Raw genomic sequence first — 26743 nt, forward strand, 5'->3', positions numbered from 1 at the left:
CTCTCAGCGAGACGGGGAAATGCGGGCCGCCACGGCTTCGGCGACGGCCTGGGGGCCGCCCGCCGCCGAACCGTCGGGCCGGAGCGTGATGTCGCCGGCCTCGAGGGCACCGGCGACGGCCGCGCGCACGAGGTCGCCTTCGGCGGTGTGGTGGAGGTGGTCGAGCATCATCGCCGCGGCGAGGATCTGCCCGATCGGGTTCGCCAGCCCCTTCCCGGCGATCGAGGGCGCGCTGCCGTGGATGGGCTCGAAGTACGCGCTGACGTCGCCGATGTTGCCGGAGCCGCACAGCGAGATGCCGCCGACGGTCGCGCCGCCGAGGTCGCTCAGCACGTCGCCGAGGAAGTTCTCCATCACCAGCACGTCGAAGTCGCCGGGCCGCAGCACGAGCGCCTGCGCGGCGGCGTCGGCGTAGAGGACCTCGGTCTCGATGTCCGGGTACTCGGCGGCGACCTCGAAGAAGATCTCGCGGAACAACGCGTGGCTGCGCAGCACGTTGCTCTTGTCCACGCAGGTCACGCGGTGCTTGCCGTCACCGGGGGCGCCGCCGCGCGCGGCCGCGAGCTCGAACGCGCGGCGGCAGATGCGCAGTGTGCCCTCCCGGGTGGCCATGAGCGTGTCCGAGACGGCCCAGCGGTTGCCGACGCCCTTGCCGCGCGAGGCGTACAGGCCCTCGGTGTTCTCGCGGACGATCACGTAGTCGATGCCGCCCGCTTTCACCCCGCCGAGTGCCGACGTGACGCCGGGCAGCAGCAGCGCGGGGCGGACGTTGGCGTACGCGTCGAGCCCGATGCGCAGGATGCCGCCGAGCAGGCCGGCCTCGGTGCCGTCGGGGAAGCGCACGTCGGGCAGCCCGACCGGGCCCTTCAGCGTGGCCGCGACGCCGGTGCGCAGGTACTCCAGGTCCTCGGGCGAGCAGGCCACGCCGGTCCGGCGGTAGGTGTCGGCGCCCGCGTCGACGTCGGTGTAGCGCAGCTCGAAGCCACCCCGGCCGGTCACCGCGCCCAGCACGGTGAGCGCGGCGTCGACCAGCTCGGGGCCGATCCCGTCCCCGCGGATGACGGCGATGTCGTGAACCTGCACTGGCGCTCCACCTCGAAAATCAATACAATCAACATTGAGCATCAACATTGACGAGAACGACGCGAAGGTAGTTCCGGTCCGAATCGCTTGTCAACCCGATGTTTCTGTTCCGTGACAAGGATTCGCGGTCACTAGACTTGCCGCGAGCCGAAGTCCGCGCAGGAGGAGGGGTCACCACACGTGAGCACCGACACGGAGGTGCTGTCCATCGCCGAGGCCGCCGACATCCTCGGGGTCAAGCAGAGCACGGTCTACGCCTACATCAGCCGTGGCCTGCTCAAACGCCACCGCCTCCCCCGCGACCGGCGCAGCTGGCTCGCCCGCAGAGAGGTCGAGGGCTTCGGGCAGCGCAAGGGCACCCGGACGCTGCTGCGCGACGACGAGCCGGCCGCGACGGTGGAGGTGAGCACCGTCGCACGACTCGACGGCGACACGCTGCTCTACCGCGAGCGCGACGCCGTGGAACTCGCACGCACCGCGTCGTATGAAGAGGTGGCCGAATTGCTGTGGGGCCAGGACGACGCGGCGGCCCCGCGTGAGCTCGAACCGGAGCTCGTCACGGCCATCCGGCGGCTGCAGGACACGATGCCGGAGACGAGCCTGCCGCTCGACCGGCTCAAGGTGACCGCGACGCTGCTGGGCGCGCGCGACTCGTTCCGCTACGACCTCACCGTGCCTTCGGTCCTGGCGGCGGCGCGCACGATGGCGCCGGCATTCGTGGAGTCACTGCCGCAGCCGGGCGCGGCGTGCGAACGAGGCCGGCCCATCGCCGAGCGGCTGTGGGGCCGGCTCACGGCGGAACCCCCGACACCGGAACGGATCGCGGTGCTCTCGGCTGCCCTGGTGCTGCTCGCCGATCACGGCCTCGGCCCGTCGACGCGCGCGGTCCGCGAGGCCGCGGTCAGGGCGGCGGACCCGTATTCGGCGGTGCTCGCGGGCATGAGCGTCGCGAGTGGACTGTTGCTGGGCGGCGGTTCGTCCCTGGCCGTGCAGGCGTGGCTGGGCGACATCACCTCGCCCGCGTCCGTGTCCCGCGTGCTCGAACAGCGGCTGCTGCGCGGCGACCGGCTATCCGGCTTCGGGCAGCCGCGCTACCGCAGCCACGACCCGCGCGCGGCCGAGTTGCTGCGCCTGCTGGCCGCGGCACCCGCCGACCCGGAACGGCTGGAGATCGTCGAAGCCGCCATCGACCTCGTCCGGCGCCGGCGCGACCTCGAGCCCAACGCCGAGTTCGCCCTCGGTGCCTTGTGCTTCGTGCACGGCATGGCCGAGGGCGCCGGCGAGGCGGTGTTCGTGATCGCCCGCACGGCCGGGTGGATCGCGCACTCCCTGGAGACCTACACCGTCCAGTGAGGACAGTGGCTCACCGCGCGGCCAGACGGCTGCGGCGATGGGCGGCCATCCGGATCGGCGCGTTGGCGGCGCCGTAGGCCGCGTAGCCGTCGATCCGCTGCAGGACCTCGAAGAACACGCGCCCGCCCAGGACTTCGGTGAAGAAGTGCAGGAGCACGCCGTGTTCGTCGCGGTCGTAGAGGATCGAGTGGGCGCGCAGGGCCTCGAGCAGCTCCGGCGGCGGGGCGAGGCGGGCGTCGAGGTCGTCGTAGTAGTTGTCCGGAATGGCCAGCAGCGGCGCTCCGGCTTCGCGCGCGGCGCGGGCACTGGCGAGCGCGTCGTCCGTGGTGAACGCGATGTGCTGCGGTTCGCGCACGCCCGGCGCCCAGTCGCCGCGGCGCAGCAGCGCCGAGTCGAGCGCGATGCGCACCGCGCCATCCCCGCCGGAGACCGTGCGGCTGCGGACGAGCCCGAACGGCGCCGCGAACTCCGTGACCGGATCCGGTTCGAGGCCCAGGACCGCGCGGTAGAACAGCGCCGCCTCGTCGAAGTGGTCGAACGGCTGGGTCAACGCCACGTGGTCCACCCCCGTGAGCCCGGCGTCGGGGTTTTCCGCGGGCAGCACTGCGAAGTCGTCGAGCCAGCTGTCGCCCGGATCGGTGCGGCAGAAGAACACCGATGTCCCGTCGGGCGCGGCGACGGCGGACAGGTCGGCTTCGCCCGCGCTGTGCTGCCGTGGCAGGACGGGCGCGAGCAGCCGCTGCGCGCGCTCCGCCGAAGCGCGCGGGTCCGCACTCTCCACCGCCAGCGCGGCCACCGACGCGGTCCCCTCCGCGGCGCCGGCCCGCGAGTTCAGCAGGATCCGGGCCGAACCCTGCTGCCACAGCGCAACGGGTTTGGTCCGGTGCTGCCCCACGTGCGCGAACCCGAGCGCGGCCAGCGCGTCGCGCACCCCGGCGCCCGCCGCGCCGTCGACAGCGAGTTCCGTGAAGGCGTGCCCGCTCACCGCCGGCGCGGGCGGCAAGTCAGTGGCACCGAGCGATTCCTCCAGCGCCAGCAGGGAACGCATGGCGTCGACGGCGGCCGGGCCCGGATCGGCCTGGCGGAACACGTCGTTGAACACCTCCAGCGACAGCGGCCCGCGGTACCCTGCGGCGTGCACGTGGCCGGTGAACGCGGCCAGGTCGAACGCGCCCTGCCCCGGGAACAGCCGGTGGTGGCGGCTCCACTGCAGCACGTCCATCTCCAGCCGCGGCGCGTCGGCCAGCTGCAGGAAGAACAGCTTGTCGCCCGGGATCGTCCGGATCGCGGCGGGGTCGCTGCCGCGGGAGAGTATGTGGAAGCTGTCGAGGCACACGCCGAGCGCGGGGTGCGCGGCCCTGCGCACGATCCGCCACGAATGGTCGTACGTGTTCACGAACCGGCCCCACGCCAGCGCCTCGTACGCGATCCGCAGCCCCCGCTGCGCCGCGTGCTCGGCCAGGGTGCGCAGCTGTTCGGCCGCGAGGTCGTCGTCGTCGACCGCGTCCGGCGACACCGACGAGCACACGAGCATCGTGTCCGCGCCGAGCTGCTCCATCACGTCGAACTTCCGCTCGGCGCGGCGCAGGTTCGCCGCGAGCACGAGCGGCGGCACCGCTTCGAAGTCGCGGAACGGCTGGTAGAGGTCGACCGTCAGGCCGAGCTCGGCGCAGCGCTCCCGCACCCGCTTCGGCGACCACGGCGAGGCGATCAGGTCGTTCTCGAAGATCTCCACGCCGTCGAAGCCCGCGGCCGCGGCGGCGGTGAGCTTGTCTTCGAGGGTGCCCGAAAGGCACACGGTGGCGATCGCCCGCCGGTTTTCGCGGCGCTGCGGCTCAGTCGAGGACATCGGCGGGTTCCCTTTCTCCGGGGTCGGCGAGCCGGTCGAAGTGGCGGCGCATGCGCGCGGCGTCGGGTTCGGCACCCGTGAACAGGGCGAGCGCCTCGGCGGCCTGGAACACGGCCATGCGGCCGCCGTCGAGCACGCGGCACCCGCGTTCGCGCGCGACGCGCACGAGCTCCGTCTCCAGCGGCCGGTACACGACCTCCGCAACCCACAGCCGCGGGCCCAGCAGAGCGGCGGGCACTGGCAGGCCGGGGTGCGCGGCCATCCCGACGGGGGTGGCGTGCACCAGTCCGTCGGCTTCGGCGAGCGCTTCGTCGAGCGCGCCCCCGGCCCTCGCCCGTCCGGCGCCGAAGCGGTCGCGCAGGGCGGCCGCGAGCGCGCCGGCCCGCGCCGCGTCGAGATCGAGCACGCGGACGCGGCCCGCGCCGAGCGTCAGCAGGCCGTGCGCGACGGCCGCGCCGGCGCCACCCGCACCGAGCAGCACGACGGAGTCCAGCGGCACGCCCGGCAGCCCGGTTTCGAGGCCACGGGCGAAACCCGACCAATCGGTGTTGTGCCCGGCCGCCGCTCCGTCGCGGAACACCACCGTGTTCACGGCGGCGAGCGCGGCCGCGTCGGCCGACAACTCGTCGAGGTGCGCGAGCACGACCTGCTTGCACGGGTGCGTCACGTTGAGCCCGGCGTACCCCGCTGCGCGCGCGGCCGCCACGACGTCGCCGGCGGCGCTCGCGGGCAGGCCCCACTCGTCGAGGTCGAAGCGGGCGTAGGCGAGCCGCAGTCCGAGCCGCCGGGCCTCGGCCTCGTGCAGCGGCGGGCTCAGCGACGGGCCGATGCCCGAGCCGACGAGCCCGGCGAGCACCACTCCGGGTCCGGCGCGGCGGGCGTGCTCGCGGACGGCGTCCACGACCGTGGCTGGGTACAACGGGCTTCCTTTCGACGTGGTGACGGTGCCGCGCGGGCCGCGCGGCCTACAGTGGGAGGAGATCCATCTGCCGGGAGAAGGGAAGTCCGTGGCCGCACCGTCGCCCGAAGATGCCACCGGGAAGGCTGCCGAGCGCCGGCGCGACGCCGAGCGGACCAAGGCCGAGATCCTCGACGTCGCCGCCGCGGAGTTCGCCGAGAAGGGCTACGACGGCGCCCGCGTGGAGGAGATCGCCGCCAAGACCCGTACCACCAAGCGGATGATCTACTACTACTTCACCAGCAAGGACCAGCTCTTCGTGACGGTGCTGGAGCGGGCCTACACGGTGATCCGGAACCTCGAGCAGAGCCTCGACGTCGACCACCTCGACGCGGTGGACGCGATCCGCCAGCTCGCCGAGCTCACCTTCGACCACCACGAGTCCCACCCCGGTTTCGTGCGGCTCGTGAGCATCGAGAACATCCACCGCGCCGAGCACATCGCTCGCTCGAGCACTCTCTCGACACTCGCGAACCCGGCGCTGGACGTGCTCACCCGCATCCTCGAACGCGGCCGCGCCGCCGGGCTCTTCCGCGGCGACGTCGACGCGCTCGACGTGCACATGGCGATCAGCGCGTTCTGCGTCTTCCGCACCGCCAACCGCTACACGTTCAACGCGATCTTCGGCCGCGACATGCTCGACCCGGCCACGCGCGAGCACCACCGGCGCATGCTGGGCGATCTGCTCGTGAGTTATCTGACCGCGCGCTGACCCGTTCACGCGATCCTCGCGATCCGGCCCGACGGGTCCGTCGGGTACCGCTCCAGCACACGCGGATCGTGGCCGGGCAGGAAAATCCCGGTCGGGCCGGCCAGCTCGCGAATGCGGTCGAACCCGCCGTACACGCCGGTCGTGGAGTGCAGCAGCGGCGCCGGGTGGTCGGCTTCGAGGTTCTCGTAGAAGTGGCTGGCGTCCGAGGCGACGACGACCGGACCGGCCGCCGTCGCGATCCGCACCACCTGGGTGCCGGCCGTGTGCCCGCCGACGAGGTGAACGCTCACCCCGGGCACGACCTCCGCGTCGCCGTCGACGAGCCGCAGCCGTTCGCCCGCGGCTTCGAGCCGCCGCAGCTCCCCTTCGTCCAGGAGCCAGCGCTCGCGCGTGATGCGCTGGGCCCAAGGGCCCGTCCAGTAGTCCACTTCGGACTGCTGGACGGTGTGGACCGCGCGCGTGAAAGCGCTCGCCGTGCCCGCGTGGTCGTAGTGCAGGTGCGTCAGCACGACGTGGTCCACACCCCGCGCTTCGACGCCGAAGCAGGCCAGCAGGCGCACCGGGTCGGTGTAGTCGAGGCCCGGCACCCGCGCCGCGCGCTCGGGCCGCATGCCGGCGTCGACGAGCACCGTGTGCTCCGGTGACCTCGCGAGCCACACGTAGTACGCGGTAGCGTGCGGCTCGGCGGAATCCGGTGTGTGGCCGAGGAAGTGGTCGCCGCGGACCCCGTCGCGCCGGGCGTAGCACAGGGCGTGGACCTCGAACTCGCTCACGGCTGGACGCCGACCTCACTCCCCTGGGGCTGCCGGGCCGGCTGCTGCTTGAGACCGAGCAGCGCGGTCGGGACGCGGTAGGTCTCGCGGCCGGTGGCCACGGCGATCGCGTTGACCACGCACAGGCCGGCGGTGAAGATGGCGACCCCGAGCCAGGCGCCTTTGCCGTCACCGGCGACCGCGGCCGCCACGCTGGGCAGGAACCCGCTGATGGCGAACCCGATCTGCGTGCCGATCGCGGTGCCTGAGAGTCGCACGCGGGCCGGGAACATCTCGCCGTAGAACGAGGGCCAGATCGCGCTCGTCGCGGTGTAGACGATGCCGAACATGCCGATGCCCAGCACGAAGATCCACACGTAGCTGCCCGCGGCGATCGCTCCGAGGTAGCCAAAGATGAGCACCGCGCAGCCGAGTGAGCCCGCGATGAAGATGCGCTTGCGGCCCGTGCGGTCGGAGAGCTTGGCCCACAACGGGATCGAGATCACCGCGGCGACGTTGGCGAGCACGCCGACCCACAGCATCGGCGTCTTGCTCAGGCCCACCGTGTTGACCGCGTAGCTGAGTGCGTAGACGGTGAAGATCGTGCTGACCGAAGCGATCAGCGCGGCGACGATCACGCGCAGGACGTCGGTCCAGTGGTCGCGCAGCAGCACTGCGAGCGGCAGCCGGACGACCTCTCCCGCCGCCACCTCCTCGCGGAACACCGGCGTCTCCTCCACCGAGCGGCGGATGAAGTAGCCCACTGCGACCATCACCGCGCTGAGCCAGAACGGCACGCGCCAGCCCCACGAGAGCAGCGCGTCCTGCGGCAGCGCGGCCACCGGCAGGAACACCGCCGTCGCCACGATCTGCCCGGCCTGCGTGCCGCTGAGAGTGAAGGATGTGTAGTACGCGCGGCGGTTCTCCGGCGCGTGCTCCAGGCTCATCGAATTCGCGCTCGCCTGCTCGCCGCCGGCGGACAGGCCTTGCAGCAGCCGCAGCGCGACGAGCAGGATCGGCGACGCGACGCCCATCGCCGCGTAGCTCGGCAGGCAGCCGACCAGGACCGTCGAGAGGCCCATGAGCAGCAGCGTCGCGATGAGCACGCGCTTGCGGCCGAACCGGTCGCCCAGGTGCCCGAGCAGCAGCGCCCCCAGCGGCCGCGTCACATATCCGACGCCGAACGTCGAGAGCGCCAGCAACGTCCCGGCGGCGGGCGAGGACGACGGGAAGAAGATCTTGCCGAAGACCAGCGCCGCCGCGGTGCCGTAGATGAAGAAGTCGTAGTACTCGAGCGCGCTGCCGATCCAGGCGGCCAGTGCCGCCTTGGCAGGCCGGCCCGCGGCGGGGCCCGCCCGATCCGGACGACCGTTCACTGTTTCTCTCCTCTGCGGTGCGCCGTTGCCTCGCCCGTCGGCTAATGTACCGAACGGTTAATTGAAGAGGGTGAAGGGTGGGCAGGGGGTTGTCAAGGTCGAGTTTCGCCCGCGGGAAGGCCGAGAGCCACTGGACGGCGCGGCGGCGCGAGGTGGCTGATGTGGACGGTGGGCGCCCACGCGAAAGCAGCCGGGGCAACGATTTCCGGCTGCTTCCCGGCTGCTTCCGGCTCGGCGGAGAGCAGCCGGGCGGCGCGCTCCTCAGCGCGCGTGGGGTGGCCTGAGCGCGGGCGCGGTCAGAGGTTCTCCACCTCGACCGGCTCGATGTCCTCGCCCTCGGGGAGCCCGAAGCCGAGGATCCGGCTGTAGAAGCTCAGCTCCGCGTCGAGCGCGCGGCGGAGGGTCCGGGCCTTGCGGAAGCCGTGCTGTTCGCCCTCGAACAGCAGGTAGGCGACGGCCACCTTGCGGGCGCGCAGCGCGTCGACGATCAGCTCCGACTGCTTCGGCGGCACCACCGGGTCGTCGGCGCCCTGCAGCACGAGCAGGGGCCGGCTGAAGGCGTCGATGTGCCGGATCGGCGAGCGCTCAAGGTAGACATCACGCCTTTCCGGGTACGGGCCGATCAGCCGGTCGAGGTAGCGGCTCTCGAACTTGTGCGTTTCGGCCGCCAGGGCCTCGAGGTCGGCGACGCCGTAGAGGTCGGTACCGGCGGCGAACGGCGTGTCCTCGCGCGCGAGCACGGCCAGGACGGTGTACCCGCCGGCCGAGCCGCCGCGGATGAGGAGCTTGCCGCCGTCGACCCGGCCTTCGCCGGCGAGCCAGCGGACGGCCGCGATGCAGTCGGCGACGTCCAGCACGCCCCACGTGCCGTTGAGCTCGCGGCGGTAGGCGCGGCCGAAGCCGGTGGAGCCCGCGTAGTTCACGTCCACGACGCCGAAGCCGCGGCTGGTCCAGTATTGGATGCCCAGCGACAGCACGGGAACCGCGTTCGACGTCGGTCCACCGTGGACGACGACGATGACCGGCGGCTTCGAGCCTTCGGGGCCGGTGAAATCCGGGTTCGCGGGCGGGTAGAACAGGGCGTGCGACGTCCGCTCCCCCGACGGGAAGTCGATGGCCTCGGGGGTGGACACGTACGCGGTGTCGAAGCCGGGCTCGCGCGGTTGGCGCAGGGTGCGGACGGTGCCGTCCGCGGTGACCGCGTAGACGCTCGGCTCGGCTTTCGGTGAGCCGGCGAGCAGCAGCACGTCGGCACCGGCCGGGCGGAGCGCGGAGATCACCGAGAACGGCGTGTCGACGTCGGTGATCGCGCCGTCGGCCGTCGCGGTCGCGAGCCCGTCGAAACCGCCGGACCAGCGGGCGAAGACCACGCGGTGGTCGGCCAGCACCACGTACCGGCCCGTGCCGAGCCCCCAGCCCGGTACGCCGATCTCGGCGTCGAGCAGGACCGCCGGTTCGACGGTGCCGCCGGGCCGCAGCCGGTAGAGGTTCCACCAGCCGGTGCGGTCGGACAGGAAGTACAGCGTGCCGTCGGCGTGCCAGCGCGGCTCGGACACCGATTCGCCCGCGCCGCCGGCGACCACGGTCTCCGCCCCCGTGGCCAGGTCGCGCACCCGCAGTTCGGTCGAGTCCCACGGCATGTCCGGGTGGTTCCACGAAATCCACGCGAGCCGGCTCGCGTCGGGCGAGAACCGCGGGCTCGACACGAAATCGGGGCCGGTCACGACGACCTCGGGCTCGGTGGCGTCGGTGAGCACCACGAGTTCGTTGCGCACGTCGACCGCCCCGCGGCCGCCCTTCGGGTGGTGCTCCCGGACGACGACCAGGCGCGTGCCGTCGGCGGTGAGGTCGCCGTCGGCGTACCGGTCGCCGCGCGGGACTTCGGGCTCCGGCGTCAGCGGCTCCGGCGCGCCACCGGGCGCCAGCCGGTACAGCCGCTGGTCGGCCCAGTTGGCGAACCAGACGACCCCGTCGCGCACCCACCAGTCCGCCCCGCCGTACTCGTGGACCGACGTGCGCGCCCCGAAGCCGTCCGGAAGAAGGTCCTCGGTGGTCCCGTCGGCCGCCCGCCGCACCAGCTGCACGCGGCCCCCTTCCGACGGCCGCGCTTCCGACCACACGACGGCGTCGCCGTCCGCTCGCACGTCGGTCAACCGGACAGCGGTCTTCGTGATCAGGTCGGCGGTGATCGGCGTGGCCCAGGAACCGAACTCGGAGATCTGCACGGCCGCCACGCTAGCCGATCCGGCGTGCGGATCGACGGACAGTCCGTGCGGGCTTCGAGCTGGCCATGGTCCACGGAGGAAGAGCGCGAGGCGGCGGGCGGCGCCGCGGCGGCAAGCAGCGGTGGCGGGAAGCGGCAGGCCCACCGCTCTCTGGGACACCCCCACCCTTTCTATCGTTACCAGGCCTCGAAAACCGGCCGAATCGGATTCTGTGGACAAGTAGGGTCCCCGGCTGGTTCGCGGTGGACACGTGGGGAATGCGCACAACGGCGTCCGCGCAGCGCGGACAATCAGAGAGCCGCTCGCGCCTGTCGCGCAGGGTGGGCGCAGTGGCGGGGTCGTGCCCTGCCCAGAGCTTGCAGGCACAGCAGGGTCGCGACCAACGACGCGGCGCGACAGTGGGCCGCGCGAGTCGAAAGACGCGATGCGGTCCAGGGCGCGCCGGCGCGAGGGAACGCGAAGGAACGCAAGGGGCCGAGCAGCCCGGCCGGCTGCTCGGCCCTCACCGGCCAAGCCGGGACAGCTCACACCGCGAGGGTGTAGTCCGGCACGTCGGTGATGAACATGTACCCCGGGGCGTGCGTGATCGCGAAGGGCGGCTTCGACGTCATGATCGCGGCCTGCGGCGTGACGCCGCACGCCCAGAACACCGGCACCTCGCCCTCGCGGATGTCGACCGGGTCGCCGAAGTCCGGCTTGGACAGGTCGTCGATGCCGAGGGCTTCCGGCGCTCCGATGTGGACGGGCGCGCCGTGCACGGACGGGAACTGGCCGGAGATCCGCACGGCGTCGGCGACGCGGTCGGCGGCGATCGGGCGCATCGAGACGACCATGGGCCCGCTGAAGCGGCCCGCCGGCGCGCACGGACGGTTGGTCTTGTACATCGAGACGTTGCGGCCCTCGGTGATGTGCCGGATCTCGATGCCCGCGGCGAGCATCGGCGTCTCGAACGTGAAGCTGCACCCGATGAGGAAGGTGACGAGGTCGTCGTTCCAGTACTTCGTGACGTCGTCGGGTTCGTCGACCAGTTCTCCGTCGCGCCAGACGCGGTAGGCGCCGACGTCGGTGCGCAGGTCGGCGCCGGCCGCGAGGTCCGTGTGGGGGCTGCCGGTGTCGGTGACGCCGATGATGGGGCACGGCTTGGGGTTGCGCTGGCCGAACAGCAGCGCGTCGTAGGCGTACTCGCGCGGCACGATGATCATGTTGGCCTGGGCGTAGCCGGGCGCCCAGCCGGCGGTCGGCACGCGAAGGCCGCCGCGGAACGCTTCGCGCGCTTCGGCCGGGTTCACAGCGGGGGTGACAGTCACAGGGAACTCCTCAGGAGAAGATCGAGCCGAGCGAGGTCAGGGATTCGATGGCGGCGTACGCGGTGAACAGCCACGCCGCGAGGCCGACGCCGAGCAGCACCTTGGGGTAGCGGTAGCCCGCGATCAGGTCCCGGCGCCGGAGCGCGACCCACAGGATGATCGCCAGGCCGATGGGCAGCACCAGGCCGTTGATGGCGCCCGCGAACACGAGCATCGACTGCGGCGTCTGGCCGGCGGCGATGAAGATGATCGTCGCGATGCCGATCAGCACGATCACCGCGCGGTTGAAGTGCGTGCGCACCGGCTTCACGTACGACTGCAGGAACGTCGCCGTGGTGTAGGAGTTGCCGATCACGCTCGTCATCCCCGCCGCCCAGAACACCAGGCCGAACAGGTGCAGCCCGACCGTGCCGAACGCGGCGAGGAAGCTCGACCCGGCGGCGTCGTTCTTGTTCGCCAGCGTGGCACCGGTCGCGACGACCCCGAAGAAGCCGAGGAACAGCACGATCCGCAGCACGCACGCCACCAGGATGCCCGTCCAGGCGCCGCGGTTGATGCGCTTGAGGTTCGAGACGCCGGTCAAGCCTGCGTCGATCAGCCGGTGCGCGCCGGAGTAGGTGATGAACCCGCCGACCGTGCCGCCGATGAGCGTGAGGATCGGCAGGAACGGGAGGCCCTTCGGGTCGACGGTGCCGATCGCGGCCTGGCCGACCGGCGGCGCCGTCGCCACGACCAGCGCGATGATGAGCGCGATCTTCACGAAGCCCAGCACCACCATCACGCGGTCGACCGCGGTGAGCACCGAGCGGACCAGGAAGATCCCGATCGCGAGGATGCCGCTGATGGCCGCGCCGATCCGCGGGTCGACGCCCAGCAGGTTGTGCAGGCCGAGCCCGGTGCCGGCGATGTTGCCGATGTTGAACACGACCGCGCCGAGCACCACGAACGTCGTGAGCACCTGGCCGGCGACCGGGAACACCTTGCTCGCCAGGTCCTGCGCCCGCTGGCCGGAGATGCCGAGGATGCGCCACACGTTGAGCTGCACGGCGACGTCGATGACCATCGACACCACGACCGCGCACGCGAACGACGCTCCGTAGAGCACGGTGAACGAGGCGGTCTGGGTGATGAACCCCGGACCCGCCGCGCTCATGGCCATGAGCAGGGCCGCGCCGAACAGCGGCGGCACCCGCAGCCGGCCTGGCCGGGCCTGCCGGTCCTGGGTTCTGGTCACGCCGTCCATCCCACTCCTTGGTCGCGATTGGCGGGGGCTGCCCGGCAGCTTAAGTTAGACGTCTGACGTCTTACGACCTGTTTCACCATTTGGGAGGCGACGTGACGGAAGCTCTGCCGTCGGTCTGGATCCAGGACCTGACCTGGGAAGAAGTGAGCTCCTACCTGGAGCGCGAGCGGATCGTCATCGTGCCGATCGGCAGCACCGAGCAGCACGGCCCCGCCGGTGTGCTCGGGGTCGACTCGTACGTGGCGATCACGCTGGCCGAGGACGTGGCCGAGCGCAAGGGCGTGCTGGTCGCGCCGCCGATCTGGTACGGCGACTCGTCACACCATGGCGCGTTCCCCGGCACCATCACCGTGCGCCCGGACACGCTGACACTGCTGATCCGCGACGTGGCCCGCAGCCTCGCGCGCCACGGGTTCGATCGGATCATCCTGCTCAATGGGCACAAGGGCTCGAACCTGCCGGCGCTCAACAGCGCCGTGCGCGTGCTGCACGACGAGGAGCTGCCCGAGGTGCTGTTCGCCGTCGCGGACCCGCTGCACCTGGCGCGCTCGGCCTCGCCGACGATCAAGGAGACCAACGAGCACCACGCGGGTGAGCTCGAACTGTCCCACGTGCACTACCGCTACCCCGGCAAGATCCGCACGGACCGCCTCACCGACGCCTCCGTCGACTTCGACGCGGTCTTCGGCGGCTTCGTCGGCAACGACCTGTTCGGCCCGGCGCCCGACGGCGTCGAGATCATCTGGTCCGGCGACGAGCAGCGCGCGTTCACCCCGACCGGCTCCTTCAGCTCGTCGAAGGGGCTGTCGGAGGACAAGGGCAAGCGCTATCACGACCACATCGTCGGGCGCCTGGGCGAGCTCGTCGACTGGCTGCGCACGTACAACGGCCCGATCGGGCACCGCGGCGAAGGCTGAGCCGTGGTCACCCGGATCCACCCCGAGCCCGCGCAGCCGGCGCTGCCCGCCGACCTGTCGGCGGTGACCACCGACGCGTACCGGCAGGTCAAGGACCGGCTGCGCGAGGTGATCACGCGCCTCGGCGAGGAGGGCCGGCTGCGGCTGCCCTCGGAGGCCGAGCTGTCGAGCGCACTGGGCGTGAGCCGGGCGACGCTGCGGTCGGCGCTGCAGTCGCTGCAGAAGGAAGGCCGCATCCGCCGCCTGCACGGCCACGGCACGTTCATCAACCGCCACGCGCTCGGCCTCGGCGCGAACCTCGCCGAGGCGGGCGCGTTCGTGGACCTGCTGGCCGAGGCCGGGCACGTCGCGGCGGTGCGCACGGCCGACCAGCGCGTGGTGCCGCTCGATGCGGATACGGCCGCGGCGCTGGAAATCCCGGCCGGCGCGCAGGCGTTGCGGATCGAGCGGGTGTTCGCGGCATCGGGTGAGCCGGCCGTGCACAGCGTGGACCACTTCCCCGTCGGGCTGCTCGGCACCGATCCGCTGGCGCTGGACCCGGCGCAGTCGACGTTCGAGTTCGTGGAGCGCCACATCGGCGCGCCGGTGTGCTACTCGGTGGCCGAGGTCCGGCCGGTGCTGCCGCCCGCCGACGTGGCCGCGGCGCTGAAGATCCCGGCGACGCGGCCGTTGCTGCGGCTGCGCCACACCCACGTCCAGGCGGACGAGCAGCCCGTGGCCGTCACGGTCGTGCACGTCAACGACGAGTACCTGCGGTTCTCGGTGATCCGGACCTACCTCGACGAATGACGAGTGAGAGATGACCACACTGGCGAACGCGCCGCGGCTGGACCGCAAGGCGTGGGGCGTGCTGGCCCTGACCCTGGTTTTCTGGGTCGCCGACGGCTACGACACGTTCGTGCTGCTGATCACGGCACGGCCGACGCTCACCGAACTGCTCCCCCACGACCAGCTGCCGCACCTGACGACGTACCAGGGCTACCTGGTCGCCATCACGCTCGCGGGCTGGGCGACCGGCGGGATCGTCGGCGGTGTGGTCGGCGACCGGCTCGGCCGGCGCCGCACCATGATCGCCGCGGTCGCGGTGTACAGCGTGTTCACCGCGTGCTCGGCGCTGTCCGGGAACTGGTGGGTCTTCGGGCTCACGCGGTTCCTCACCGGCCTCGGGATCGGCGCCGAGTGGGGCGTGGGCACCTCGCTGCTGCAGGAGGTGTGGCCTGAGAAGTGGCGCGCGAAGGGCGCGGGGCTGTTGCAGAGCGGGTTCTCCGTCGGCGGGGTGCTCGTGTCGGGCCTGTGGGTGCTGCTCGGTTCGACACTCGGGTTGTCGTGGCGCTGGATGTACCTGTTCGGCGTGCTGCCGCTCATCGTCGTGCTGCTGGTGCGCCGCAGCATCCCGGAATCGCAACGGTGGGCGGCGCAGCGGCGCGACCGCGTCGGCGTAGGGCAGCTGCTCGCGCCGGGCGTGCGGCGCAACTTCCTGGGCGCGCTCGCGGTGTCCATCGCCATCACCGGCGGGTGGTGGGCCGTGAGCTCGTTCCTGCCGAGCTTCGTCGGCAGCCTCGTCGACGATCCGAGGCGGACCGCGTTCTACACCGGCTGGGCCGGGGCGCTCTACAACCTCGGTGAGATCGCGGGCTGCATCCTGCTCGGGTTCCTCGCCGAGAGCTGGGGCCGCAAACTCTCGATCCAGGTCTACTTCGTCGGGTGCATGGCGATCGTGCCGATCGTGTTCCTCGCCGTGCACGACGCGGCGACGGCGACCTGGCTGCAGCTGATCGCCGGGTTCCTGACCGGCGGCGTCTACAGCTGGTACACGGTGCACACGCCGGAGCTGTTCACGACGTCGATCCGGGCCACGGCCATCAGCGTGGTGTTCAGCGGGTCGCGTTACCTCGCGATGGCGGGCGCGGTGCTGATCGGCCCGCTCGCGTCGGCGGTCGGCGGGTTCGGCAACGCCGCCGCGATCTTCACCCCGATCTACCTGCTCGGCGTGCTCGCCGTGCTGTTCCTGCCGGAGACCAAGGGCAAGCCGCTGCCCGCCTGAGTTCCCACAGAGAGGACCGCAAATGACCGTGAAGGTCGACATCCGGGTTCCCGTCGGCCGCCCGCTGCCCGAGCTGACGAAGTTCATCGTGTCGTGCGAGGAGGCCGGGTTCAACGGCGTCGGCGTGCACGACCACCACCACTCGGGCCGTGACGTCTACTCCGCGCTGACGCTGGCCGCGGCGGCGACGTCGAAGCTGGAGCTGTACCCGGCCACCACCAACACGGTGACGCGCCACCCGCTCGTGCTCGCGGCGATCGCGAACTCGCTGGCCGAGATCGCCCCGGGCCGGGTGCTGCTCACGCTCGCGCCCGGGTTCCTGTCCGTGGAGAAGGCAGGCCGGCCGCAGGGGCAGCGGCAGCAGCTGGGCGAGGCGGTCACGGCCATCCGCCGGCTCGTGGCCGACGAAACGGCCACTGTGGACGGTCACGAGCTCAAGATGAACAACGTCGCCAAGCCGGCGCCGGGGATCTTCGTGCTCGCGGCGGGCCCGAAGATGCTGGAGCTGGCCGGTGAGGTCGCCGACGGCGTGGTGATGCTCGCCGGGCTGCACCCGGACAGCATCGAGGCGGCGCGGTCGCACGTGCGCGCGGGCGCGGCCCGGGCCGGGCGCGCGCCGGAGTCGGTGCAGGAGATCCTGATCGTGCCGACGGCGATCGAGCCCTTCGAGACGGCGCACGAGTGGGTGCGGCGCGACTTCCGGCCGGGCAAGCCGTTCCTCAACTACCCGAGCACGGCGAACCTGCGCTGGCTGCGCGCGGCGGGCATCGACATCCCCGAGGACCACGACCCCAGGGCGTTCTCCGCCGCCGAGGCCAAGCGGATCAGCGAGGCGTTCGGGCTGTTCGGGCCGCCGGAGTACTGCGCGGACCGGCTGCTGCAGGCGCGTGAAGAGTCCGGGGTGGAGCACGTGTTCTTCTTCCCGTCGCACACCGCCGAGTCCGGCTACGACCTGCCGGAGGCCGACGTCGCGGCGTTCAGGGACGTGATCGGCCCGCGGCTGGCTCGCGGCTAGCTCGCGATCCCCAGCGCCTCGGCGGCGGCGAAGGAGTCGAGGTGGTCCCGCCGCCGCGTCACCGTGACCCCGTCGACGGTGACGATGGAGACGAAGCGGTTCTGGTACGGCCGGCCTGTCGCGACGAGCCGGCCGTGCACCGAATACTCGAGCACCACCACGGACTGCTCACGGTCGTGGTGCACGGCCAGCTCGCCCGCGCCTTCGAGCACGATGGCGTCGCCGTAACCGCGGTAGAGCTCAGCCACGGCGGTGTGGCCGTCGACCCGCCGCGGGTAGCCGGGCACGGTGACGACGAACTCGGGGACCACGTCGTCGGCGAGCAGATCGGAGAAGTGCTCGCCCTCGGCGTGGCCCTCGAGGCCTTGTTCGATGACGCCGAAGAACGGTTCCAGGGCGGCGAAGTCCTCGAGGACCTCGACGCGTCGCCGCAGGAGGTCGCACTGGCCTGGCTGCTGCGGCGCTCCGCCACCACCGTGCTGATCCCGGGCACTTCGTCGCGGGCGCACCTGCGCGAGAACATCGCCGCCGCCGACCTGGTTCTACCCGCCGACGCCGTCGCCGAGCTCGACGCGATCGGCGCCTGACCGGCCCGTTCGATCCACAAAGGACCGCCGGCTGGCCACGGGGATTGTTACGCTCACGGGCGTGCTCACCACGGACGGATACCTCTACCTCGTCGACCGCGCCCTCGACGGCATGGCCGCCACGCTCACCGGCCTCGGCGACGAACTCGTCAACACCCGCCCCGATCTGCCCGGCGCCAATTCGCCGTACGCGATCGTCACGCACTGTCTCGGCGTAATGACGTTCTGGGGCGGCCAGGTCGTGGCGGGCCGCGCCGTCGAGCGCGACCGCGAAGCGGAGTTCGAAGCCACCGGGCCCGTCGAACCCCTGGTGGAACGGTTGCGGGCCGTGCGCAAGCAGTTCGGTGCGGACGTCGAGGCGGCCGTCCCCGCGGATCCGCCCCGCGGGGTGGTCCCGCCGAAGTATCGCGGCACCCCGATCGGCGAGACGCAGGGCGTGGCGCTGCAGCACGTGTACGAGGAGCTCGCCCAGCACCGCGGCCACCTCGACGTGACGCGCGACCTGCTGCTCGCCCGTCGTGTCGAGGACGGCGGGGCGGCTCCGTCCTTACAGTGAGCGCGCCGGACCGGGCACGCCGGACGGGCGGAGGAGCCACGATGACGAAGTACATGCTGCTGGTCCCCTGAGGACGTCCGCGCCCACGTCGAGTTCCAGCGGGTGCTCAACGACGAGCTCAGGGACAAGGGCGAACTGGTCGACGCGCAGGGCCTGGCGGGCCCGGAGGCGGCGAAGAACGTCGTCTCGGGCGGCGCGGGGGGCACCGTGGTGACCGACGGGCCGTTCCCCGAGGGCAAGGAGCTGCTCGCGGGCTACCGGATCGTCGACGTCGACTCCGAGGACCGTGCGCTCGAGATCGCCGCGCGCATCTCGGCCGCGCCGGGGGCCGGCGGTACGCCGATCCGCCAGGCGATCGAGGTCCGCCAGGTGATGAGCGCGCCGGCCTGATGGCCGGTGAGCGCCTCGAGGACCTGCTGCGCACGCTCGCACCGCAGGTCCTTGGCGTGCTCGCGCGGCGCTGCGCCGCCTTCGACGCGGCCGAGGACGCCGTGCAGGAAGCGCTGCTGGCCGCCGCCGTGCACCGGCCCGCCGAGGGTGTGCCGGACAACCCGCACGGCCGGCTCGGGCAGCCCGCGGCGCGGCGGCTGACCGACCGGTTCCGCAGCGACGAGGCCCGCAAGCGGCGTGAGCTGGCCGTGTTCGCCGAGCCGGCGGGCGCCGAGGTGCCGGACCAGGACGACACGCTGACCCTGCTGTTCCTCTGTTGCCACCCGGCGCTCACGCCGGCGTCGGCCATCGCGCTCACCTTGCGCGCCGTCGGCGGCCTGACGACGGCGGAGATCGCGGGTGCGTTCCTCGTGCCCGAGCCGACGATGGCGCAGCGGATCAGCCGGGCGAAGGCGAAGATCAAGGCATCCGGAGTCCCGTTCCGGCTGCCGGGAGACGACGAACGGGCCGACCGGCTCCGCTCCGTGCTCCGGGTGCTCTACCTCCTGTTCAACGAGGGGTACATGAGCACGGCGGGCCCGAGCCTGCACCGCGCCGTGCTCTCGGGTGAGGCGATCCGGCTCACGCGTCTGCTCCACGCCGTGCTGCCCGGCGAGCGCGAGGTGACAGGCCTGCTGGCGCTCGAACTGCTCACCGACGCCCGGCGGCTCGCCCGCACCGGTCCCGGTGGTGAGCTCGTACCACTGGCGGAGCAGAACCGGACGCTGTGGAATCGGGCGCTGATCCGCGAAGGCGTCGAGCTGGCCACCGCCGCCTTGTCGGCGCACCCCGCCGGCGAATACGCCCTGCCGGCGGCGATCGCGGCCACGCACGACCTCGCGCTGCGCGCCGAAGACACGGACTGGCCGCGCGTCCTGGCGGTCTACGAGCGGCTGGAGGCGCTTGCGGACAACCCGATCGTCAACCTCAACCGCGCGGTCGCCACGGCGATGGTCCACGGCCCGCGTACAGGTCTGGACCTGTGTGACACGCTCGCGGAGCGGCTCGCCGGCCACCACCGACTCGCCGCCGTCCGCGCGCACCTGCTGGAGCTCGCGGGCGACCCGGCAGCGGCGATCGGACAGTACGAAGCCGCCGCCGGCCGCACCGCGAGCACCCCGGAACGCCACTACCTCACGGTTCGCGCCGCCCGCCTGCGAGCTCCCCGGCGGTGAAGTCCTTTAAGGACAGTGTTGGGAGTTCCACACTTCGCACCCTGATCGCGAACCAGTAGGATCGGCGGGGATTCCTTGAGAGCGGAGCGCACCATGGCCACCACCGGCGACCGGCGGACGGGGTACGACGTCACGAGCGTGTCCGCCGAAACTGTGGTCGCCGCGCTTCGGGCTGCCGTTGCGCCGTCACCCTCCGCGGGCGTGGTCTGGTGGATCTACGCCGGTCGGGGTCCCGGCATCCCCCACTTGGTCGCGGGTCTCCGCGGCGACCGCGGCGCCTTGGTGTGGCACGAGAACGGCTCGACCCACCTGCCGGCCGACGGCACCGGCCCCGCGTCCACCGACTACTTCAGCCTCCAGGGCAGCCACTTCCCGCAACCCGCGGGCAGCGATGTACCGGCCGAACTCGTGCTGCGGGCCGTGCAGGAGTTCGCGCAGACCCGGGTGCGCCCGGAGTGCGTGGCCTGGAAGCTCGCCTGAGTGATGTCTCGTAACTGGTGTTGTGGTTGGTGGGGTTGGTGTTGCGGGTCAGACGGCGAGGAGGATGTTGTGGAGGTGGGCGATTCCGGACATTGTGTCGTTGAGCGTGCTGGCGGCGAGGCGGTAGTCGCGCAGGATTTTCCAGCACTTCATCCGCGCCAGCGCGTGCTCGACGCGGGCACGGATCTTGCGGTGGCCGGCGTCGAGGTCTTCCTGCCAGTCGGGCAAATCGCTGCCGTCACGAGGTTGGCGGTAGGGCATGATCACGGCCGGGTTGCGTTGGTAGCCGCCGTCGGCCATCACCGGGCGCCCTGCCAGTTCGCGCTCGATACCGCAGTCGCGGTAGGCGGTGCAGTCGCCTGCGGTTACCCGGATGCGCGTCACCGGTGGCGATCACCAACCGGGTGTCGGCGTCGATCTCGACTGGACATTCGGCGAGTACCGGTAGTTCTTCGACGGCGTAGCCAGCCGATGATCCCGCGTCGGCACCAAGGTGCCGTCCACGATCACGACCGAGTCGATCCGACGCTTGCGGACCGGGGCCAGCGCCAGCCGCGGTCCGATCGTGTCGATCACCCGGTGCGCCGCCGAATGCGACACCCCGAACAGCGGCCCGATCTGGCGCATCGCCAGGTTCGGCCGCCAGTGCGTCGCCACCAGCAGCACACGATCAGCCAGGTCAAGGCGCCACTGCCGACCAGGCCGACCATCGGCGATCTAACGTGCGGAACTGACCCGGCCCCAACCCCGTGAACGGGGCAATCCACTCCGACCGCGACGCCGAGATCACCTGCACCACACCATGATCAACTACCCCGCAGACCAGCCCTCCACCGGGTTGCGAGACATCCCTTAGCTTGGGTTTTAACCTGTTCGGCGGGGTCGTGGGTTGCTCGATCTGGTGTTCTTGCCGTGTTTGGATTTTCGGGTGTTCGTGCTGGTGACGACGTAGACGTCGTGGCGTGATGCGGGCCGGTGGTTGACTGTTCCGGCGGGACGTCCAGGACCGGGCCGCGACGGTTTCGGGACACCGGCCGGGCAGGCGAGTTGTGGACGCAGGTTCCGAAACCCTCGGCGGACCCGTGCCGGGGAGAGCCGCAGGGCTGGTCGGGGTCTTTCCCAGGGGCGGCGCAGATCCGCTGTGAGGTCGCGGGCGAGCCGCAGCTGGGTGTAAGCGCTCAGCAGCAGCCAGGTCCATCGGTCGGCCGCCTCGGGCGAGCGAAGTTTCGGGGTGGTCCAGCCGAGGGTCTGCTTGAGCATGCGGAAGGTGTGCTCGATATCGAAGCGGCGCAGGAACGCCTGCCAGGCCAGATCAACCTCGGCGTGGCCCAGGCCAGTGCGCGAGTGCCAGAGCCACACCGGTTTTGGGATCGCGCCGGAGGGCAGGCGCTCGACCTGCAGCCGGATCACGGTGCCCTCGATGATCGGCAGAGCGCCGTCGTGGCCGGCCCAGGCGATGCGGTGGGTCAGCCGTGGATGCAGCCGATCCCAAGCCCGGATCAGCGCGGGACCGTAGAGCCGGGTCGTGGTTTCGGTGACGGCATCGGGTTGTCCCCAGGTGGCCGGGTCACCGAAAGCGAACTCGTCGCCGTGGCGGCGGGGCCTGCCCAACGTGCCGGATCGCTGCGGCGGGACCGGGCGGTGCAGGACCCGGTCGGTGCGCATCCGCACCAGCACGGTGATCGGAAGATCGGCCAGCACGTGGGCCAGGCGGGGGCCGTCGTAGCCGGCGTCGGCGACCAGCAGGATGTCCGGGTCTCCCGGCCGCCAGTGCCCGGCCGCGACGAGGCGGCCCACCACGGCGCGGATCTGCTGGGCGGTCACGTTTGCGGCGTTGTCGCCGGGTGTGAGCCGGACCGCGTCCAGCGGCGCGGTCCACGAACCCCGCCCGGACTCGAGCGCGACGACCACGGAGTAGGGCCAGCCCGGCACCATCATGTGCTGGTCCCTGCCACGGCCGTAGGTGTGACACAAGATCCGCTGCGGGCAGGTGTGTGCTTCCGGACGCAGCCAGCAGGTCACGTCCACCGCCAGCACCAGCCGCCCGTCTGCGGCGCGCGGCAGCGGGACCCCGCTCAGCGCGTTGCGTAGCCGATCGATGTCGACCCGTCCGCGTGCCAGTGCGGCATAGCTGCTGCCGTGGCCGCGACGGTGCTCACCGGCCAGGGACAGCTCCGCGATCGACCGGACCGGACCGTCCGCGCACAACACTGCGTCGGTCAGCTCGAACAACGCGTCCGCTCGCCGGGGCAGGCATCGGTAGAACTCCTGCCGGAGCGCGGACAGCTCCCTGCCCGCGCCGGTGGCGCCAGCGTGGTGCACACTGATCAATTGAAGCCCTTGGCTCGATCTTCCGTCTGTCGCAAGAAGGAATGATCGACCAAGGGCTTCACTCATGATCGACAGGGGTCACCACCGACCACTCAGACGTTAAAACTCAAGTTAGGACGGGTTTGTCGTCGACGGGCGCCAACCGGCGACACGAAAGGTTCCGGTCGGTTTATCACTGACTCGATCAGGCGGAATCCGCGAATGGTGGCCGTTCGCGAATTCCGGGAGACCCACCACGAAATGCCGGAGCTCCGGCGCGATCCGGCCGGGATCGGTGAGGGTTTCGGCACGCCGGCCGGGGGAACGACGACTTCCCGCGTCACCGTCACCCGGAGGCCCCTGTGGTCGGCATCCGGACAACGGTGTTCGATGAGGGTGGCCACCCTGGCACCTCGCGACGAGCCGGTCAAAAGTTCACCGCACGGAGGCGTGCAGTGAAATTCACCCGTTCGGATCACTGCGCGATGGCCGCCACCCGGTCAGAATCCGTTGTCCTCCAGGGAAAAAGCGCCTCGCCACTGTCGGCCACGAATGTTGCATGTTGTTGACGACCGTCGCAGACGTGGCATATGGTGAATGCCGCTCGATCCCGCCAGCGTCCGCCGTCGGCGGCGGCCCCTTGATAGGACAATGATGTCAACGTCAACTGAAATTCCGCAGACGCTCACGGTCATGGAAGCGTGCTTTACGCTCAATCCCGGCGTCGACGACGAATTCTGGGCGGCTCAGGACAAGTTCGGCCCGATCGCGGCCGCCGCACCCGGCTTCCGCGCGGTGATCGGCGGCCCCATCGCCGGCTCACCGTGGTTGTACTTCTCCGGCAAGTGGGCCACGCCCGACTTGATGGACGAGTGGTACCACACCCGCGCGCACACGGCGGTGCAGAACAAGGCGCACGAGAAGTGGTTCAAGTCCGTGTATCTGCGCAAGTGGCGCCTGCCCGCCGAGGGCGAAGAGGTTCGGGGGCGAGTTTTCTCCGAGATCGCGATCGCCCGTGAGACGCCGCTGCCGGAGGCCGAGTACGCGGCGATCCTTTCGTCGCTGAACGCATCGCTGCCGTCGTTCAACGCCCGGCCGTTCGAGACCGTGATCGGCGAATTCGAACCCCACCCGTACCAGTTCGTCGGCCCGCTCCAGGAGTTCCCCGAGGTCGCACCGGCGCGGTACCTGCTGCTGACGCACTGGGATTCCCTGGCAGACCTGCAGGCGTGGCTCGGCTCCCCCGCCGTGGCCGAACTCCGGAAGGCCGGGGACTTCTCCGCCGAGCACTACGTGCCGATCTTCCACGAGCAGGGCGAACGCGAGCGCCTGACCCCGGACGGGTTCCAGCGGGGCTGGGGCAGCGAAGCGGTTTCCTGATCTGCGGCTGAGCCGCGTTCGACAGCGAACGCGGCTCAGCCGGCGGGACTTCAGGCCGTGGCTGCGTCGAGGCGCATGAAGCGGACGCTGGCGAGATTCGCGGCGAAGAGCACGGGCAGCACGAGCCCCAGCGCGCGGTGGCCGCTCAGCCACAGCCCGGCACCGGCTCCGCCGACCACCACGACGACCGTCAGGGCGTAAAGCACCGGCGTGCGCATCGAGGCGGTGGGGGCCGCGAACAGGGCCCAGAGGCCGATCGCGACGGCCGGAGCGCCGAGACCGAGCAGGAACTTGCCCGCCGTGGACTCGCCGGTGTGGAACCCCCACTAGCCGAGGGCGGCGATCGCAGCCAGTTCCAGGAGGAACGCGAGCGCCAGGTTGCCGATGCGCCAGATGGTTTCGATCACGGCCTCTTCCAATCGAGAGCACTGCTCTTTGTCAGGATCAGCGTTCTCCCAGTGGGCACGCGTTGTCAAGAGCAGTGCTCTCGATTTCGGCTCACCCCGAGGGTGGCGGCAGCCAGGAGCGCGGCGAGCCACACCGGCGCCCGGTAGCCGAGGCCGGCCCCCGAGGGCCGCTGCGGCGAGCCAGGGCCCGGTGGCGGCGCCGACGTTGAAGGCGGCGGTGGCGAGGGCACCCCGCAACACCCGCGCATCGTGGGCGGCGCGGAGCACCCGCCCGACGGCGGTGGACCCGACAGCGAACGACAGCGTCGCCTGCACCGCGACGAGCCCGAGCACGATGACCGCGTGACCGCCCCGAGCGCGAGGGCGACCCATCCCGCGGCGAGCGCCATACCGGCCGGCACCGTGGCCGGGCGGTGGCCGGCGATCGCGACGCCCGCCGACGCCCCGAGGCCGAAGAGCGCGAGGGCGGCCGGGAGCCAGACGACGCCCGCCACGACCGGCGCGAGGTAAGTGAAGACGGCGAACGTCGCGGCGTTCACCAGCGCCCCGCGCCCGAGTGCCACGGCGACGGCCGGACGGCGCAGCACGGCGAACTCCGCGCGGACGCTCGTCGGGGCCGGCTCCCCCGCCGGCACCCAGCGGGCGAGGGCGGCGAAGGCGGGTACCGACACCAGCGCGACGGCGACGAACGCCGATCGCCAGCCCCACACCTGTCCGAGCACCGCGCCCGCGGGGACGCCGGCCACGCACGCGAGCGTCGTGCCTGTGAGCACGATCGCCGTCGCGCGCTTTTCCGCGCCCGGGGCGGCGTCGGCGGCCACTCCGAGCGCGACGGCGAGGAATCCGGCGTTCGCCAGCGCCGCGGCGAACCGCGTCGCGAGTAGGAAACCGAACCCGGGCGCGAGCGCGCCCGCCACGTGCGCCGCGATGAACACCCCCAGGAACACCAGCAACGCGACCCGCCGCGGCCACCACCGCGCGACCACCGCCAGCACCGGCGCCCCGGCCACCATCCCGACCGCGAAGACCGCCGTCGCCGATCCGGCCGCGGCCACGGAAACCCCGAGGCCGGCCGCCAGACCGGGCACCAGCCCCGGCACCATGAACTCCGACGTCCCCTGCGCGAACACCGCCAGGACGAGAAGATACGGCAAAGCAGACGAGACAGACTCCCCGAAGATCGACTTTTCCGTCCGCTTCGGACGGTTGCGAGAAAGCACGGTCGATCGGAGCCGCCCCGGTCTCAGCCGGTCAGCCGCACACCCCGCAACGCCACCGCTCGACCGGTTGGCAGCAGTCTGTTCGCCTCGGGGCTTGTCACCGCGCGCACAGTAGCAGTCCACGGAGCCACCGCCGAACGAATTTCCAGCCGCGTGAGCACCACCCGCACAGCACGAGGCTTCGACACCGGCGCACGCAACGAATCCACCTGGGATCGCGCCTCGCGACGCGGCACGGAAGCGCACAAAGGTCGGCTCGCGCGCCCGAAGCCGGGATGGCGCAGCACAGAAACACCGGCACCCCGCGACCGACTTTTCGCGCAAGCCAAGGCCGGATCAGAACGCTCGACGCAGCGACCACAACACACAAGCACGCCAACCGCCACCGCGCACGCAAACCGGCACCCCGGACAGAACGCGGCCCTCAGCGCACCGAACCCACGAACCCACGACGCCGTACAGAAACGCGCGCCTGAGGGGCTCGCGCCCGAAGCCGGGATGGCGCAGCACAGAAACACCGGCACCCCGCGACCGACTCTTCGCGCAAGCCAAGGCCGGATCAGAACGCTCGACGCAGCGACCACAACACACAAGCACGCCAACCGCCACCGCGCACGCAAACCGGCACCCCAGGCACGACACGGACCTCAGCGCACCGAACCCACGCACCCCACAACGCGATACGGAAGCGCACCTGAACGGTTCGCGCCCCAAAAAACCAGGTGGCGCGCCCAAACACCGCCGCCCCACCACGACGGGCCCTCCGCGCAAGCCAAGGACGGATCGGAACGCTCGCCGCAGTGACCGGAACACACACGCAGAACTCAACACCGAGCGGCGGCAGACGCGGACCTGTCACCGCACGCAAACCGCGATTCCGTACGCAAACCGGTATCCCGGGCACGACGCGACCTCGGCGTACCCAACGCGCGAGGCCACACACCGCACACGGCACGGAGGCGCGCTTGGTTGGTTCGCGCGCCCGAAACCGGGGATCGCTCGGCGCAGAAACGCCGCCGGCCCACCACGATCAGGTCCGGTGGACACCCACCGTGGTACTTCCGGGCAACGGTCACGATGGGTAGTGGCCGAACGGCCTAGCGGGACAAGATCGTGTCCTTCGTTCGGCGGCGTCGCTCTACCGTGGGTCTCAGTAACCTAACCCGCCATGAACGACCGAAGGACCGGGATCCGCACGGTCCAGATGGCGGGCCTGGGCATCGTCGCGGGGCTCGGGTTCCTGGTGGGCAGCCTGTGGTGGGCGGCGGCGACGTGGTGGACGTGGCTGGGCGGGAGCCTGCTGGTGGGACTGCTCACGTGGATCTTCGTGTTCGAGCTGGTGCGGTTGTCCCGCAAGGAATAGGG

The 26743-nt window shown here is 71.4% G+C and carries 23 protein-coding genes and 3 pseudogenes; 13 read left to right on the plus strand and 13 right to left on the minus strand.

The genetic code is table 11. From position 1 onward, the window contains the following. Nucleotides 1–3: 3 nt before the first annotated feature. Nucleotides 4–1083, minus strand: a complete 1080-nt coding sequence (locus I6J71_RS29215; protein WP_239153973.1) for an isocitrate/isopropylmalate dehydrogenase family protein — start codon at nucleotides 1081–1083, stop codon at nucleotides 4–6. A gap of 180 nt (nucleotides 1084–1263) precedes the next feature. Here I6J71_RS29215 and I6J71_RS29220 point away from each other — a divergent pair, with 180 nt between their 5' ends. Beyond that, a complete protein-coding gene (locus tag I6J71_RS29220; protein WP_204089806.1) occupies nucleotides 1264–2436 on the plus strand; it encodes a citrate/2-methylcitrate synthase in 1173 nt (390 codons plus the stop codon). 10 nt (nucleotides 2437–2446) lie between these two features. On the opposite strand, the gene I6J71_RS29225 is transcribed toward I6J71_RS29220, so the two are convergent. Both I6J71_RS29225 and I6J71_RS29230 read right to left on the minus strand, forming a co-directional pair. Continuing rightward, nucleotides 2447–4285, minus strand: coding sequence for a bifunctional sugar phosphate isomerase/epimerase/4-hydroxyphenylpyruvate dioxygenase family protein (locus I6J71_RS29225; RefSeq protein ID WP_204089807.1), 1839 nt, complete (start codon nucleotides 4283–4285; stop codon nucleotides 2447–2449). Continuing rightward, nucleotides 4272–5144: a shikimate dehydrogenase gene (locus I6J71_RS29230; RefSeq protein WP_204089808.1), complete on the minus strand. Its 873-nt coding sequence runs from the start codon at nucleotides 5142–5144 to the stop codon at nucleotides 4272–4274. Before I6J71_RS29230 ends, I6J71_RS29225 begins: the two co-directional genes overlap by 14 nt. Nucleotides 5145–5292: 148 nt before the next feature. Between I6J71_RS29230 and I6J71_RS29235 the strand changes: the two genes are divergently transcribed. Continuing rightward, a complete protein-coding gene (locus I6J71_RS29235) occupies nucleotides 5293–5955 on the plus strand; it encodes a TetR/AcrR family transcriptional regulator (protein WP_239153974.1) in 663 nt (220 codons plus the stop codon). Nucleotides 5956–5960: 5 nt separating this feature from the next. Here the strand turns inward: I6J71_RS29235 and I6J71_RS29240 are convergent, their stop codons facing one another. The 5 genes from I6J71_RS29240 to I6J71_RS29260 form a co-directional block, all read right to left on the minus strand. After that, complete coding sequence (locus tag I6J71_RS29240; RefSeq protein ID WP_204089810.1) at nucleotides 5961–6728, minus strand: N-acyl homoserine lactonase family protein; 768 nt, start codon at nucleotides 6726–6728, stop codon at nucleotides 5961–5963. Further along, nucleotides 6725–8083: an MFS transporter gene (locus I6J71_RS29245; protein WP_204089811.1), complete on the minus strand. Its 1359-nt coding sequence runs from the start codon at nucleotides 8081–8083 to the stop codon at nucleotides 6725–6727. Before I6J71_RS29245 ends, I6J71_RS29240 begins: the two co-directional genes overlap by 4 nt. A 296-nt stretch (nucleotides 8084–8379) precedes the next feature. Further along, nucleotides 8380–10308, minus strand: a complete 1929-nt coding sequence (locus I6J71_RS29250) for a prolyl oligopeptidase family serine peptidase (RefSeq protein ID WP_239153975.1) — start codon at nucleotides 10306–10308, stop codon at nucleotides 8380–8382. Nucleotides 10309–10832: 524 nt separating this feature from the next. Next, nucleotides 10833–11597 carry a putative hydro-lyase gene (locus tag I6J71_RS29255; RefSeq protein WP_204097280.1) on the minus strand — a complete coding sequence of 255 codons (765 nt, stop codon included), beginning with the start codon at nucleotides 11595–11597 and terminating at the stop codon, nucleotides 10833–10835. Nucleotides 11598–11625: 28 nt separating this feature from the next. Next, nucleotides 11626–12849, minus strand: coding sequence for an NRAMP family divalent metal transporter (locus I6J71_RS29260; protein ID WP_239153976.1), 1224 nt, complete (start codon nucleotides 12847–12849; stop codon nucleotides 11626–11628). Nucleotides 12850–12950: 101 nt separating this feature from the next. On the opposite strand from I6J71_RS29260, the gene I6J71_RS29265 reads away from it, so the two are divergent. The 4 genes from I6J71_RS29265 to I6J71_RS29280 are packed head-to-tail and all read left to right on the plus strand — an operon-like array spanning nucleotide 12951 to nucleotide 16834. Beyond that, nucleotides 12951–13775 carry a creatininase family protein gene (locus I6J71_RS29265; protein ID WP_204089814.1) on the plus strand — a complete coding sequence of 275 codons (825 nt, stop codon included), beginning with the start codon at nucleotides 12951–12953 and terminating at the stop codon, nucleotides 13773–13775. A gap of 3 nt (nucleotides 13776–13778) precedes the next feature. Next, complete coding sequence (locus I6J71_RS29270; protein WP_204089815.1) at nucleotides 13779–14564, plus strand: GntR family transcriptional regulator; 786 nt, start codon at nucleotides 13779–13781, stop codon at nucleotides 14562–14564. Between the two features lie 10 nt (nucleotides 14565–14574). Next, on the plus strand, nucleotides 14575–15819 hold the full coding sequence (locus I6J71_RS29275) for an MFS transporter (protein WP_204089816.1): 1245 nt from the start codon (nucleotides 14575–14577) through the stop codon (nucleotides 15817–15819). 22 nt (nucleotides 15820–15841) lie between these two features. Further along, nucleotides 15842–16834: an LLM class flavin-dependent oxidoreductase gene (locus I6J71_RS29280; RefSeq protein ID WP_204089817.1), complete on the plus strand. Its 993-nt coding sequence runs from the start codon at nucleotides 15842–15844 to the stop codon at nucleotides 16832–16834. On the opposite strand, the gene I6J71_RS49045 is transcribed toward I6J71_RS29280, so the two are convergent. After that, the gene (locus tag I6J71_RS49045; RefSeq protein WP_239153977.1) at nucleotides 16831–17082 is read right to left on the minus strand and encodes a nuclear transport factor 2 family protein; all 252 of its coding nucleotides are present in this window, start codon (nucleotides 17080–17082) and stop codon (nucleotides 16831–16833) included. The genes I6J71_RS29280 and I6J71_RS49045 overlap by 4 nt on opposite strands. A gap of 168 nt (nucleotides 17083–17250) precedes the next feature. Here I6J71_RS49045 and I6J71_RS49050 point away from each other — a divergent pair. The 5 genes and pseudogenes from I6J71_RS49050 to I6J71_RS29305 form a co-directional block, all read left to right on the plus strand. Next, nucleotides 17251–17421: pseudogene (locus tag I6J71_RS49050) on the plus strand (aldo/keto reductase); the annotation flags it as partial. Between the two features lie 61 nt (nucleotides 17422–17482). Then, entirely contained in the window at nucleotides 17483–17977 is a 495-nt protein-coding gene (locus tag I6J71_RS29290; protein ID WP_204089819.1) for a DUF664 domain-containing protein, read from the plus strand. A gap of 102 nt (nucleotides 17978–18079) precedes the next feature. Further along, nucleotides 18080–18367 (plus strand): YciI family protein, encoded by a 288-nt coding sequence (locus tag I6J71_RS29295; protein WP_204089820.1) that lies wholly within the window; start codon nucleotides 18080–18082, stop codon nucleotides 18365–18367. Next, nucleotides 18367–19581 (plus strand): RNA polymerase sigma factor, encoded by a 1215-nt coding sequence (locus tag I6J71_RS29300; RefSeq protein ID WP_204089821.1) that lies wholly within the window; start codon nucleotides 18367–18369, stop codon nucleotides 19579–19581. The genes I6J71_RS29295 and I6J71_RS29300 overlap by 1 nt, the downstream gene beginning before the upstream one ends. A 93-nt stretch (nucleotides 19582–19674) precedes the next feature. After that, nucleotides 19675–20061 carry an Imm1 family immunity protein gene (locus I6J71_RS29305; protein ID WP_204089822.1) on the plus strand — a complete coding sequence of 129 codons (387 nt, stop codon included), beginning with the start codon at nucleotides 19675–19677 and terminating at the stop codon, nucleotides 20059–20061. A 48-nt stretch (nucleotides 20062–20109) separates the two neighbouring features. On the opposite strand, the pseudogene I6J71_RS29310 reads toward I6J71_RS29305, so the two are convergent. Both I6J71_RS29310 and I6J71_RS29315 read right to left on the minus strand, forming a co-directional pair. Then, nucleotides 20110–20857: pseudogene (locus tag I6J71_RS29310) on the minus strand (transposase family protein). A gap of 68 nt (nucleotides 20858–20925) precedes the next feature. Further along, nucleotides 20926–22383 (minus strand): NF041680 family putative transposase, encoded by a 1458-nt coding sequence (locus I6J71_RS29315; protein WP_239155398.1) that lies wholly within the window; start codon nucleotides 22381–22383, stop codon nucleotides 20926–20928. Nucleotides 22384–23064: 681 nt separating this feature from the next. On the opposite strand from I6J71_RS29315, the gene I6J71_RS29320 reads away from it, so the two are divergent. Beyond that, on the plus strand, nucleotides 23065–23751 hold the full coding sequence (locus I6J71_RS29320; protein WP_204089823.1) for an antibiotic biosynthesis monooxygenase: 687 nt from the start codon (nucleotides 23065–23067) through the stop codon (nucleotides 23749–23751). Nucleotides 23752–23801: 50 nt separating this feature from the next. Here the strand turns inward: I6J71_RS29320 and I6J71_RS29325 are convergent, their stop codons facing one another. After that, a complete protein-coding gene (locus I6J71_RS29325; protein ID WP_204097281.1) occupies nucleotides 23802–24038 on the minus strand; it encodes a DUF2568 domain-containing protein in 237 nt (78 codons plus the stop codon). A 185-nt stretch (nucleotides 24039–24223) separates the two neighbouring features. Continuing rightward, nucleotides 24224–25261: pseudogene (locus tag I6J71_RS29330) on the minus strand (MFS transporter). Between the two features lie 1285 nt (nucleotides 25262–26546). Between I6J71_RS29330 and I6J71_RS29335 the strand changes: the two are divergent. Then, the gene (locus I6J71_RS29335) at nucleotides 26547–26741 is read left to right on the plus strand and encodes a hypothetical protein (RefSeq protein ID WP_204089824.1); all 195 of its coding nucleotides are present in this window, start codon (nucleotides 26547–26549) and stop codon (nucleotides 26739–26741) included. The last annotated feature ends 2 nt before the right edge of the window (nucleotides 26742–26743 follow it).

It is taken from the genome of Amycolatopsis sp. FDAARGOS 1241, assembly GCF_016889705.1.
Lineage (GTDB): Bacteria > Actinomycetota > Actinomycetes > Mycobacteriales > Pseudonocardiaceae > Amycolatopsis.